The 13,630-nt window shown below is 43.9% G+C and carries 12 protein-coding genes; 11 read left to right on the forward strand and 1 reads right to left on the reverse strand.

Going from position 1 to position 13,630, the window contains the following annotated elements:
- Positions 1 to 24 precede the first annotated feature (24 nt).
- The 10 genes from NYE29_RS10380 to NYE29_RS10425 all read left to right on the forward strand — a co-directional run bounded on the left by NYE29_RS10380 (position 25) and on the right by NYE29_RS10425 (position 10,366).
- Positions 25 to 723, forward strand: coding sequence for a transglutaminase-like domain-containing protein (locus NYE29_RS10380; RefSeq protein WP_340895828.1), 699 nt, complete (start codon positions 25 to 27; stop codon positions 721 to 723).
- Between the two features lie 178 nt (positions 724 to 901).
- Positions 902 to 1,525, forward strand: a complete 624-nt coding sequence (locus NYE29_RS10385) for a hypothetical protein (protein ID WP_340895831.1) — start codon at positions 902 to 904, stop codon at positions 1,523 to 1,525.
- Between the two features lie 94 nt (positions 1,526 to 1,619).
- Complete coding sequence (locus NYE29_RS10390; protein ID WP_340895832.1) at positions 1,620 to 2,303, forward strand: response regulator transcription factor; 684 nt, start codon at positions 1,620 to 1,622, stop codon at positions 2,301 to 2,303.
- Entirely contained in the window at positions 2,304 to 3,305 is a 1,002-nt protein-coding gene (locus NYE29_RS10395; protein WP_340895835.1) for a sensor histidine kinase, read from the forward strand. It abuts the gene before it with no gap.
- A gap of 101 nt (positions 3,306 to 3,406) precedes the next feature.
- Positions 3,407 to 4,345, forward strand: a complete 939-nt coding sequence (locus NYE29_RS10400) for a VanZ family protein (protein WP_340895836.1) — start codon at positions 3,407 to 3,409, stop codon at positions 4,343 to 4,345.
- 24 nt (positions 4,346 to 4,369) lie between these two features.
- Complete coding sequence (locus NYE29_RS10405; protein ID WP_340895839.1) at positions 4,370 to 5,053, forward strand: ABC transporter ATP-binding protein; 684 nt, start codon at positions 4,370 to 4,372, stop codon at positions 5,051 to 5,053.
- Positions 5,050 to 7,641 (forward strand): FtsX-like permease family protein, encoded by a 2,592-nt coding sequence (locus tag NYE29_RS10410; RefSeq protein WP_340895841.1) that lies wholly within the window; start codon positions 5,050 to 5,052, stop codon positions 7,639 to 7,641. Before NYE29_RS10405 ends, NYE29_RS10410 begins: the two co-directional genes overlap by 4 nt.
- Positions 7,642 to 7,692: 51 nt before the next feature.
- Positions 7,693 to 8,613, forward strand: coding sequence for a helix-turn-helix transcriptional regulator (locus NYE29_RS10415; RefSeq protein WP_074087053.1), 921 nt, complete (start codon positions 7,693 to 7,695; stop codon positions 8,611 to 8,613).
- Between the two features lie 94 nt (positions 8,614 to 8,707).
- Complete coding sequence (locus NYE29_RS10420) at positions 8,708 to 9,601, forward strand: DUF2785 domain-containing protein (protein WP_076111760.1); 894 nt, start codon at positions 8,708 to 8,710, stop codon at positions 9,599 to 9,601.
- A 39-nt stretch (positions 9,602 to 9,640) separates the two neighbouring features.
- Positions 9,641 to 10,366 carry a cyanophycinase gene (locus NYE29_RS10425; protein WP_076111762.1) on the forward strand — a complete coding sequence of 242 codons (726 nt, stop codon included), beginning with the start codon at positions 9,641 to 9,643 and terminating at the stop codon, positions 10,364 to 10,366.
- 425 nt (positions 10,367 to 10,791) lie between these two features.
- Here NYE29_RS10425 and NYE29_RS10430 read toward each other — a convergent pair whose 3' ends face one another.
- Positions 10,792 to 10,965 (reverse strand): hypothetical protein, encoded by a 174-nt coding sequence (locus NYE29_RS10430; protein WP_340895849.1) that lies wholly within the window; start codon positions 10,963 to 10,965, stop codon positions 10,792 to 10,794.
- A gap of 280 nt (positions 10,966 to 11,245) precedes the next feature.
- On the opposite strand from NYE29_RS10430, the gene NYE29_RS10435 reads away from it, so the two are divergent.
- A complete protein-coding gene (locus NYE29_RS10435; protein ID WP_340895852.1) occupies positions 11,246 to 13,489 on the forward strand; it encodes a U32 family peptidase in 2,244 nt (747 codons plus the stop codon).
- Positions 13,490 to 13,630 lie beyond the last annotated feature (141 nt).

Raw genomic sequence — 13,630 nt, forward strand, 5'->3', positions numbered from 1 at the left:
CAATGGGTGCAGGAGGTGTGTTCCATGAGTGCATACTTGAAGGAAACCGAATTACTAAACTATTCTCACCCATTGATCCAGCAAATTGTTCACAGCCGCCAGTGGGATTCGATGTCCAGGAGGGAACAAATTCTTGGCATATATAACTACGTGCGTGACGAAATCCGGTTCGGCTATAACCGGGCAGATGATATTCCGGCAGCGGAAGTATTACAGGATGGCTACGGTCAGTGTAATACAAAGGGTGTGCTTTTTATGGCGTTGCTAAGGGCTGTGGGAGTGCCATGCCGTATGCATGGATTTGCCATTGATAAGAAGCTGCAAAAGGGGGCAATGAAAGGGTGGTATTACCAACTGTCTCCCCAGGAGATCATTCATAGCTGGGTTGAAGTGCTATATGAAGGCAAGTGGTTGAATATCGAAGGATTTATACTGGATATTCCCTATTTGACCAAGCTTCAGCAAAAATTTGAACAGTGTACGGGTTCATTTTGCGGTTATGGCGTTGCAACCGATAATTTTCAAAAGCCGGATATACATTGGAACGAAAATGATACCTACGTGCAAAAAGAAGGAATCGTTCAGGATTTCGGGATTTATGACAGCCCTGATGCCTTCTTCACGGGTCATCCGCAAGGGCTCAGTCCATTCAAGAAAATAATCTATAGCAGGGTGGTTCGGCATCTTATGAACCGGAACGTCGATCACATAAGGCAGGGGTAGCTAACTGATTCTAGATGTGAATAAAGAATTATTATGAGGCAAGCCTCTCAGGGCAAATAAGGTCGTTAGAATCAAAAGCACATTTATTCCAGCTAAACTGTTAAATGCAGCAAGAAGAGATATTGTACTGGGCTTATATGACTTAAAGCTTAACAGCCAGAAGAAAAGAACCAAGGTTTTGAAAGCAAAAGAAAAAATAAGCTTTGCTCCTGTAAAGCCATACCTTACGGCCTCTGTAACGACTAAGGAACAGTACGATGCTTGCGTGAGCTGTGGAATTAAGGAAATCTATTTTGAAAACGTTGTGAGAAGAAATCAGAATGATTATAAGGAACAAGAAGGGCAGCTGCTAATCGGAGGATATGGCGGTATTTATCACTACAGAGAAACAAATCCGTTTGTTACCGACTATTCTCTAAATGTTATTAATGCTACCAGCTGCTATGAATTATATAAATTAGGTGCAAAACGAGTCACTTTATCTTATGAATTAAATAAGGGCCAAATTGAAGATTTAATGACGAAGAGCTATGAGTTAAAAGATGAGCACGGAACGTTCCCTATCATTTCCCATAATGATTGTACAACGACTCTCCTTAATGGGAAGACGCTTAATCTTTTAGATGAGCTACCAAACATCAAAGGAATCGAGGCGCTCAGATTAAACTTCACAGTTGAATCTAAAGAGCAAGTTGTGAAAGTCATTAATATGGCGTCAGGTAAATTAAATGGCTCAATGAATAATGCTGTCTTTAATCAGGAAACAGACACAAGAGGACATTTTAATAAAGAGATTGTGTAGTCGTGGAATTCATTAAATGTCCAAAATCTTGGGAAATACTACAAGTAAATCTGGGACAGATGCAATTCAATCCAATCATAAGGATGACCTTCAGATGAAAATATTATTAGTTGAAGATGATAAGACGATCGCGTCGGGACTGGAATATTCGCTGCAGCAAGAGGGTTATTGGACCGTTCTCTGCCATGATGCCGCTTCAGCCCGAAAGGTGCTCGCCGAAGACATCGATCAGTTCACTTTGTGCCTGTTCGATTTACAGCTTCCAGACGGAACTGGTTATGAATTATGCAAGATGGTGAAGGAACGACGGGATATTCCGGTCATTTTCTTAACGGTGATTGATGATGAGGTCAATGTCGTGATGGGACTCGATATGGGAGCCGATGATTACATTACCAAACCTTTTCGGGTTCGCGAGCTTCTCTCCAGGATCAAATCCGTCTTGCGGAGATACCAGAAGCTGTCCCACGCCGGAGCGGTCATCGACATTGACAATGTGCGCATCCATACGCTGGAAGGCAAAGTATATAAAAACGGTGCCGAAATTTCGCTAACCGCCTTGGAATACCGCTTATTGCTGATCTTTGGCAACCACGTTGGACAGGTCCTCACCAGGAATCAGCTCTTGGAGCAAATCTGGGACGTGGCCGGCGACTTCGTGAATGACAACACGTTAACGGTCTATATCAAAAGGCTAAGGGGAAAGCTGGAGGATAATCCAGAGCAGCCGGCTCTGATCAAAACGGTACGCGGTTTAGGCTATAAGGTTGGTGATTAGATGCTGCGCAATCGGGAAAATCAAATATTATTACTCGTCATGGGCTCGATCAGCTTATCGGCGATCGTCATTGCTGCTTTCATTTCGTCCGTCGCCGCAGCCCTGGTTATTATTGTATCCGTGCTGCTTACCGGCACAGCTTTATTATTCACAAAACGGAGATATTACGAGCTAGAGAAGCTGTCCGTCTATTTGCGGGAGATTAGCAGCGGCCAGGCCTCCCTTGACCCTCGCGATAATCAAGAAGGTGAGCTTAGCATCTTAAAGAATGATATTTACAAGGTTACACGCATGCTCTCCGAGCATCGTTCGCTATTGCAGCGGGATAAGCTTCAACTGACCGATGCCATCTCCGATATTTCACATCAGCTCAAAACACCGATCACCTCTATGACAGTCATGGCAGATCTGTTAAGCGCCCCTGATCTGCCTCCACTCAAAAGAACGGAGTTCACCCATCATATTCGCATTCAGCTTGAACGGATCGATTGGCTTGTTTCATCCTTATTAAAGCTAGCGAAAATGGAAGCGGGAACTATCCCGTTCAAAAAAGATCGAATACACATGGAAACCCTAATCCAAAAGGCACTGGAGCCGGTGATGATTCCGATGGATATTAAGGGACAGACCGTTTCCATCACAGGGGATGACAACGTCTCTTTTGCCGGCGATTTCCATTGGACTGCTGAAGCGGTTATCAATATTTTGAAAAATGGAGTGGAGCATACACCTGAGGGCGGTGCGATTACCATCACATTTTCCGACAACGTGCTATTTACGGAAATCGTTATTGCTGACAACGGAAAGGGCATTCCGAAAGAGGATTTGCCTTATATTTTCAAACGTTTTTATAAAGGAAAAAATGCTAATGAAGGAAGCATCGGTATAGGGCTTGCGATGGCTCACAGCATCATTGCAAGCCAGAACGGCGTGATTGATGTAACGAGCGACAGCGGGACTGGTACAGAGTTTCGGATCAAATTTTATAAGCATGTGATTTAACAGCACTCCGTAAGTGACTGAACTGTCACCTCCAACGTCACTGTAAAGTCATTTTGGACAGATAAAATGATATTCATCAGATGAACGATGGAGGTACAACCATGCAAGTGAAGCAGCAGCGCAAGATTACTTTTATTATCACGATAGGCTACACCCTGATTATTCTTTATTTTATGCTTTTTGCTTTCGGCAGAGCGGATAAGGTAGATCAAATCAGTCAGTACACCTTTATTTTTTTGCCGGACGGTTTTTTTAGGGTGCCGGGTCTTTCCGATCTTCTACATCCGACACTGATGGACTTGGTGGGTATTGGAAACTTTGCAGCCTTCATACCTTTTGGCATACTGTTTCCGTTGTTATACCGCACCAGCTTTGTTCGCTTCATGACAGGGTTTATCCTGTCCATTCTTGTGGTGGAGACCATCCAGGCACTAACATTCCTCGGCAGCTTTGACACGAACGACGTCATACAGAACTCATTGGGCGCTGCTATTGGATTCGGGGCGTACAAGATTGGCTTCCGTACAAAAAACTACTGGAGAAATATCGCTGCTACGGGAATTGCCAGTGCTGTCTTAATGCTCGGCGTGTGGGGGGTCTTCGGAGTAGTTGATCAAGTGTTCACCAAAGAGGTGGGCCCTTTTGTAGCGATAAACGAATGGAAAGATAGTAACGGAAATCGATTAACGGGAACCAAACAGGACAGTCTTAAGATTGGCGGTCAAGACGTGACACCCCAATATAATGTGTATGGCATCGAAGGTAAAAAGAAGGAAACATATACGTATTCGCTAGGCAATAAGGGAGAGTTGTATCTTAGCTTGAATTATGGAATTCCTGATCATAAGGATTTTCAGGGCAGCATTAAGGTTACGGTTGACGGGCATGAGCTCCTGTCTGTATCTGCAGAAGATCAGCTCCATGAGCCGGATATGAGGATCCTTTATCTCACCCGGGCTAATGAGCTTAAGATAACCATTGAGGGGAATGAAACCCTTTGGGATGTTGGATATAGAGAGATGGTATATACCTGGAATTGAGCATCTAGGGAAGGGGGGATGACAATGGAGATTTTAACAATTGAAAATTTGTCCAAAATATACGGCACAGGCGAATCGGCGGTGAAGGCGCTTGATGATGTTTCCTTTTCGGTCCAAAAAGGTGAATTCGTCGCAATTATCGGACCTTCCGGATCGGGAAAATCGACACTCCTTCATATGCTGGGCGGTGTGGATCGACCGACTGGCGGGAAAGTGTATGTTCAGGATACGGATATGTATACCTTGGACGAAACGCAGCTGGCCATCTTTAGACGCAGGCAAATCGGGCTGATCTACCAGTTTTTCAATCTGATTCCCGTCCTGACGGTGGAAGAGAATATTACGCTGCCGCTCTTGCTGGATCAACAAAAGGTAGATCAAAAGCAATTGGCTGATCTTGTGAATACGTTGAATTTGCAGCATCGATTAAACCATCTGCCGAATCAGCTATCCGGCGGACAGCAGCAGCGTGTCTCGATTGGCAGGGCGATCATCGGCAATCCTGCGATCATGCTGGCCGACGAACCCACCGGGAATCTGGACAGCAGGAATAGCAGCGAGATCGTCGATTTATTGAAAATGCTGAATAAGACCTATCATCAGACACTGATCGTAATCACGCATGACGAACGGGTCGCCCTGCAAGCCGACAGAATCATTTCAATCGAAGATGGGAGGATTGCCAAAGACGAGGTGATAAGGCGATGAATATTGTCAATACATTAACCATCCGGCATCTGAAGCAGAACAAGAGACGAACACTTGTGACTATTCTTGGCGTAATTATTTCGGTATCCATGATGACCGCTGTCATTACGCTTGTTTTTTCCTTTGCGGATTTAATGATCAGACAAACTATCACAGATACAGGGGAGTGGCATATTCAGTATCAAGATATAACCAAGGAACAGCTTGCGGCGATACAGGGCGATGATGCAACCAAAACGGTTGCAATCACAAGAGACCTTGGGTATGCCCCATTAGAAGGGGGACAAAATTCCAATAAGCCGTACTTGTTCATTAAGGAATATGATGTGCAAGGGTTCACACAATTTCAGATTGAAATAAGCAAGGGGCGTCTTCCGCACACGGACAAGGAGGTTGTGATCTCCGAGTCTGTTGCAACAAATGGCAAAGTGAAGTACGAAATCGGCGACCGTCTAACGCTTCGCGTCGGCGACCGATTCGAACAAGGGGGCGATCATCCCCTGGATCAGACGGAACCGCTGCGCAGGGAAGACGGCACATTGACCGAGACATTACAGCATAGCATAATTAGGGATTATACGGTGGTAGGCTTCATTAAACGTCCGGTGTCGGAAACGGCTTGGGCCCCGGGTTATACGATCATTAGCTATGTCGATGATCATATCATCGGGGGGGACGATCGGGTCGATGCGTCGGTGGTCTTGCAGCAGGTCAATCCGTTCTTGTTCGCACATGCGGAGAAGCTGGCTGAGAAAAACCAAATTGACACTGTCCAATATAATAACGATTTGCTTCGTTATTATGGCTTGTCCAGCAGCGGAGCCTCATCCAGCATGATGTTCTCATTATCGGCAATCATTATGGGGGCCATTATAATTGGCTCGGTTGGGCTCATCTATAACGCTTTTGCGATATCCGTCTCGGAACGTTCCCGCCATTTAGGGATGCTCGCGAGCGTGGGGGCGACGAAAAGGCAGAAGCGAAATTCCGTATTTTTTGAAGGTATCGTCATTGGTTTGATCAGCATTCCCATTGGCATCTTATGCGGTCTTGCCGGAATCGGAATCACCTTTTCGTTCATGAACACAATGATTGAAGGGGCATTATGGACTAGTGAAAAGCTGAGGCTTATCGTCACGCCGTTATTGCTCTTGATTACTTGTCTTGTTTCGATGCTGACGATTTTCGTTTCGGCGTATCTCCCGGCGGTTAAAGCATCCAGGGTATCTCCCATGGACGCGATTCGCCAAACCACTGACGTAAAGCTTACGGCCAAAGCAGTGAAGACGTCGAAGATCATTCGTAAGCTCTTCGGAATCGAAGCAGAAATCGGGCTGAAAAACTTAAAAAGGAACAAACGAAGACATCATGTTATTCTTTTTTCGCTTGTCATCAGCATCGTTTTGTTTTTGACGATATCGTTTTTCACGACTGGCCTGACACAATCTCTGGCATTGTCGCTGGAAGGCATCAATTACGATATTGAAGTGTCGTCCAGTAATGGAAAAAGACTAGATGACCGGTTGATGCAATCGCTTGTATCTCTGGATGGCGTCACGGAATACAACGTGAGTCATGAGTTAGTCGGGAACGCTTGGGTCGATGCAGCAAGCATCGCCGACGAGTTGCAAGAGAAGGTTAAGCAGGATAAGAGTATGCTGCAAGACGGGAAATACCCTTACGAAATTAAACTCTATGCACTGAATGATTCGAGCCTGCAAGCCTATGCCAGAGCGGTTGGCGCAGATTACGAACAGCTTACGGATCTGGATCATCCCGCCGCAATCGTGATGGATACGATTCATTACAAAGATATAGATACGGGGAAATATATTCAGACGAAGTCCATATATGCGAATATCGGTCAACATATCGAGCTAACGAGTTTTATTAATGAGAGCGGGGAAGAAACGAAGGCAAATAAAGTGATATTTGCCGCATTGACGGATAAGGCACCGATGGGGATGAGCCCGGTAGGCGTAGGCGGGTTAAATATGATCGTGTCGGAACGCGTCATGAATCGGCTGGCAGACGGCGAGGAGCTGGCTAACGCTTCGATGTACCTCCATTTGAAAAGCACGGAACCGGTGAAAACGCAGCAGGAAATTGAAGCGATGAATGAGACCAATCTGAATGTCTACAATGTATATCAATCCAGAATAAGCGAAGAACAACAGATTCTGCTGATGAACGTCTTTTCTTACGGTTTTATCGTATTAATCTCTGCGATTTCCGTTGCGAACATCTTTAATACGATCTCAACAGGGCTGGCTCTTCGCAAACGGGAATTTGCGATGCTGAAATCCGTAGGCGCGACGCCAAAGGGGTTTGCAAAAATGCTGAACTATGAGAGTGTTTTTTATGGGGTCAAGTCGCTCTTGTATGGGCTTCCTGTCAGTTTCGCCGTGATGGTTCTAATCTATAAAGCATTTGCGAACAAATTCAGCTATGGGTTCACCCTGCCCTGGATGAGCATTCTGTCTGTCATTGTGTGTGTATTTGTCATTGTCAGCTCTGCGGTTGTTTATTCCGGAGCTAAAGTAAAAAAGGAGAATATTATTGATGCATTAAAGCAAGAGAATATATGATTCACTTACTTCACCCAGAGGAGGAGACGTTACCCGACGTCACACACAATCATGCGAGTCAATCGATTGCTCTCCATGCTGCTGATCATCTCCGGTAAAGGTACGGTAACGGGCAAGGAGCTTGCCGAGCATTTCGAGGTATCCTTGCGGACGATCTACCGGGATATCGAAAAAATAGGAGAAGCCGGCATACCGGTTGCATCGTCCAGCGGCAAGGGCGGAGGATACTATATTATGGACAGCTATAATATAACCAGCCTCTTTTTAAACCAGGATGAAGCTCATACGTTTGTAGCTGTAATGAAGAATTTACACGGCTTGTTTGGCAGGAACGAAGCTTTTAATGACATCATGCTAAAGGTTGAGCATACCTATAAGCAGGAGCAAGGTAAGCACAAACTGACTCTGGATATGTCCCATTTCAGCATGGAGCAGGAAATTAAAGAGTACATGGGGATCATAAGCAAGGCCATCACGGATAACAGGCTGCTGGTGTTCGACTATATCAACAGGGATATGGAATACCTGGAGCGAACGGTAGAGCCAAGCTGGATTGACTTTCGCCACGGCCATTGGTACGTGATAGGTTTTTGCCGGGTCAGAGAGGACTACCGCAGATTCAAGCTCGTGCGGATCAAGCAACTGAAGCAGGGACCGCCTTTTGCAAAAAGAGAGCTGCCCGATGACCGAATCGCCGAGGTCATTGAGCACAGCTATTCGCAGCGGGACATACAGGTTGTGCTCAGATTCACTTCGCGAATTGGCGCGCAGCTTACTGAGTACTTTCAGAAAGAGAAAATTAGCCGGGGTGAAGATGGCTTCTATCTCGTTAGGGATACTTTTCCTCATGAGGAGGGCCTGCTGAAATTCATTCTAAGCTTCGGCAAGGAGTGCGAGCTGCTGGAGCCTCGTGAATTACGGGCGGAGCTTCAGCAATATATGCAAAATATGCTTCTATCCTACAATGACTGACGCCCTGGTGTCAGTCATTGTGTTCTATAGTGGGGATATCGGCGGAAAGAATACATACCGCCCGCTATAACTAGGCTAGGAGTGAACCGACTAAATGAAAGCCAGCATTTTGGACGATGATTTCAATGAATGGGGTACGGAGGACACACGAACAGAACTGATACGGAAGCTGCAAAGATTGGAGGAGGCACGTTATATCCTGCGTGAGGGAGAAAGGTTACAAGACTTTACCTGTCTGATGCTGCGGCATATTGGCGATCCGGAGCCTGTGCTCCGTGAGCATATCTATTCGATTTTTTACATATGGCTGAAGCGCGATAATAAGTTCTCCTGTGAGGAAATGCGGAAACTTTTGGCTGTTCTAATGGATGACCGGCATTTGTTCTATCGGATTGGAAGCGAGGGTGACCAAAGTGTGCTTACCAGGGCGTTCTCGGTTCTGCCTGTCGCTCTTATTGTGCAGCGGGACAGGAACAATCCATTCTTGACTCCGGATGAGTTCCAGCATCTAAAGCATTCGCTGCTTCGCTACTACCAGGAGGAGAAGGACCTGCGCGGTTATCTGGCAGTCGAAGGCTGGGCTCATGCTGCGGCTCATGGGGCAGATGCCCTGGAGGAGCTGATCCGCTGTCGGGAAAGCGATAATGTGTTGCAGCGCGAGGTGCTGGAGGCGGTTAAAGGGATGCTGCATAACGGTGTGCGGATTTTTGACGAGGAGGAAGACGAGCGCATGGCCAGCATTGTGGACACGATGATTAGCGAAGCACTGCTTCCGCAGCAGGAGATTGCCGACTGGATTCATTGCTTGTCGAAGTGTACGGAATGGCCGGATACGCGCACGCAGAGAATCGCCAGAGTAAACGGGAAAAATTTCGTACGCAGCCTGTATTTCAGAACAAGGGTCCGGAATGACGGAAATAATCTTATTCTTAACGGCGCCATGCTGACGGCTGAAGCTAAATTAAACCGTTTTAATGAGGCTAATTAAGAAGTGCGCTAGAAATAATACATATGGAGGTAATTAAGTTTGAGTACCCACTACTATTTCAGTTGGTTTAATGAATTTTTTCCAGAGAAGCTGGTCCATTGTTTGCAGGAGGATATACAAGACAGACAATCGCTTGTTATGATTAGCGCTGACCCGTCTGGTTATACAGATGAGCCAATTAACTTTGATGATATCTCTGAATGGACATGGCTGAATCAGGCTAATATTATTTTTGATGAATATCATTTCATTGATTACCGCATGCAGAAGGAAGATGCCCGGCGATTCATTCAGAACGCTTCCGTCATTTTTTTATGCGGCGGGTATCCTGGTTTGCAGAAGGATTTCTTGGCGGATTATGAATTAGCGGACATTATTAAGAACAGCAATGCCATTATACTGGGTGCCAGCGCCGGTGCGCTAAACATGTCTGCTCAATGGTTAAGCTTGAATGACACGGACCATGAAGTTGAAACAGGTACTATTTATGAAGGTATGGGCTTTGATCAATTTGCCTATGAATCTCATTCTAAACGGGGCTACGACACGTTTGTTCAAGGCTACCTGTTCCCCTTGTCTGAAGAGATTGATGTCTATGCGGCAGAACAGGAGAGCGCTATACGGGTAAAGGACGGCAAAATCGAAACAATGGGTCCTATATATTTAATTTCCCGCTCAAAGATTCAGAAATTGGTTGAGACGCTCAATACTTGTATAACAACATTCCTAGCAATCTACCGGCTGACACAGTGCAAGCCGCGATGATGCTGAATAGAGTCGCTTAGCAAGCAAAACATAGAAGGACAATAAGGGCACCCTAAGAGGGTGCTTCTTGATTTCGCGCTATTAAAAATACATAGAAAAAACAACAAATGATTTCGCGTTAGAGATGATACGGTGAACCATATCACAAGTAACGGCGAAAAAATTGTGAATTGGTTGGATATGGGAAAAATACAACCTTTGAAATCAAAGTCTAGCAACTGAAGTGCCTCAGCTTGATCTGGAGCCCCTGGCGAATCTAGAAAAACATGTGAGATGGGCAATGTATCGACACCTGACCATATTCACACACCACCTTACCCAACACTTTAACAAGCCACACAAAGGAGAATGTCCATCGTAGGTGTTCTCTTTTTCATTACGCATGATATTCTATTGCCTCTCTTGCTACTTGCTGTGCATAGGCTTTACCCGAGCCGATAGATTGGTAATACGCCGCGCGTCAAAGTATCAATAAGCTCGATCACTACATCATGCTGTCCAACGCCAACGGTGACGGCTTCCTTAATCGATTCTTTGAAAGCTGCTCCGTTATCACTATGGCTCAACCGCTTCTGTATTCGCTTTACAGTCTGACTCACATACATCTATTCCATCTTATCTTCACCACCGTTTTTGAAATTGTATTGGTCTATTGGCATGCTCAATCAATTCATGGCCTCCATCTGCCAGTATGCTTCACCTAGGCCAATTGAATCATAGTAAGCCTGCGTCACATCCTCCATGCGCTGGGTCACAGCATCATGCTGCTCCATCGGGATAAACTCAAGGATAGCTATGGTGATGCAGCTCCATGTTACGGAGAACGTATCACAAGTAACTACAAATTTTATTTAATTTATGGGTCATAAGGAGGAAAAAATGACTGAATTACTAGCTCCAGCAGGAAATATGGAGGCTTTAAAAGCTGCAATTTCTAATGGTTGTGATGCAATATACTTAGGAATGCAAAAATTTGGTGCACGTGCATACTCATCTAATTTTGATTTAGAATCGTTAAAAGAGGCTGTTACGTATGCACACCTGAGGGACGTTAAACTCTATGTTACAATGAATACCATCGTTTTTGAAAACGAAGTTGAAGAGATGAAAGAGCAGATCCACGAATTAAATAAAATCGGTGTTGATGGCATTATCGTACAGGACCTGACTGCTTTCGATTATATCGTCAAAAACTTTCTTGATATGGAAGCACATTGTTCAACTCAAATGGGAATAGACGATTTAGACGGAACTTTATTATTTAAAGAACTTGGTGCTAAAAGAGTTGTTCTGTCCCGTGAGGTTGAGATTGAAAAAGTAAAAGAGATCAAAAGAATAGCTGAGATACCTTTAGAAATTTTCGTTCACGGTGCTTTATGTGTATCTTACTCGGGAAACTGTCTAATGTCAGGATTAATCGGCTATCGATGCGCAAATCGCGGAAGATGTGTGGGTTCATGCCGTAAGGAGTATGAACTAATGGATAAGACAACAGATACGTCTTTAGGGAAAAATTATATTCTATCTACTAAGGACTTAAACACAATCGATTATATCCATGATTTAAAAGAAATCGATTCTTTAAAAATAGAAGGTCGAATGAAAGTGCCTACGTATGTTGCTAATGTTGTATCCAAATATCGCATGGCCTTAGATCATAAAATAACCGAAGAAGATAAAGAAAATCTGAAAAAAACATTCAATAGAACATTTACTAAAGGGTATTTGTTTCACGAAGATAGGAGAAATATTACAAACATCTTAAGACCTAATAACTTTGGTTATGAAATTGGAACAATCAGCAAGATTATTAAAGATACGTATGAAATAACACTTACACGTCCTTTAAATCAGAACGATACCATTCGAATAAGTCACAACAATGAAGATGTTAATTTAACGGTTGCCAAACTGTACGATAAAGAGGGCGAATTAATCAACAAAGCAGATGATGTCTGCTATATCAAAATCAAAGAAAAGATGTCTAAGGGAGATTTAGTATATAAAACGAAGGATTATTTCTATAACAAAGAATTAGAATCATCACTGGAAAAAGAATTTAAGCGGTTTAACCTCGATATTAGAGTATATGCATGTCCAGATGCAAAGCTTTTCATAGATGCGGAGGGCTTAGGCTTTAATTATTCATATGAAAGCGAGGAAATACTAGGCGAAGCCATTAATAATCCAACAACGAAAGACCAAGTAATCAAGCAATTTTCAAGATTAAATGATACGATATTCGAACTTAATCATGTGGATTTTGAGGAATGCAATGCATTTATTCCAGCTAAACTGTTAAATGCAGCAAGAAGAGATATTGTACTGGGCTTATATGACTTAAAGCTTAACAGCCAAAAGAAAAGAACCAAGGCTTTAAAAGCAAAAGAAAAAATAAGCTTTGCCCCTGAAAAACCATACCTTACGGCCGCTGTAACGACTAAGGAGCAGTACGATGCTTGCGTGAGCTGTGGAATTAAGGAAATCTATTTTAAAAACGTTGTTAGAAGAAATCAGATTGATTATAAGGAAAAAGAAGGGCAGCTACTCATCGGAGGATATGGTGGAATTTATCACTACCGAGAAACTAATCCGTTTGTTACGGACTATTCTCTAAATGTTGTTAATGCTACTAGTTGCTATGAATTATATAAATTAGGTGCAAAACGAGTCACTTTATCCTATGAATTGAATAAGAGCCAAATTGAAGATTTAATGAATGCTTATTATGAAGAAAATGACGGCTATCCTGCACTGGAAATGATTGTATATGGTAAGGTTCCTTTGATGTTTACAAAATATTGTCCGATGAAAAAAATGAATCAATGCAGAATTTGCAAAACGAAGAGCTATGAGTTAAAAGATGAGCACGGAACGTTCCCTATAATTTCCCACAATGATTGTACAACGACTCTTCTTAATGGGAAGACGCTTAATCTTTTGGATGAGCTACAAAACATCAAAGGGATCGAGGCGCTCAGATTAAACTTCACAGTTGAATCCAAAGAGCAGGTTGTGAAAGTCATTAATATGGCGTCAGGTAAATTAAATGGCTCAATGAATAATGCTGTCTTTAATCAGGAAACAGACACAAGAGGACATTTTAATAAAGAGATTGTGTAGGTAGCCAAAGGGATGGTTCTGGCGATATGATGGCGGGAGCGAAACCAACAGCGGCAGCGGTCAGATTATGGCGTACATAAATGCCCGGACGGCAGACTCTGCGATTGGGGTAGGTAGTGAGCAGTATCTGAGAATTGGTCA

It is taken from the genome of Paenibacillus sp. FSL M7-1046 (genome assembly GCF_038007405.1).
GTDB lineage: Bacteria > Bacillota > Bacilli > Paenibacillales > Paenibacillaceae > Paenibacillus_AQ.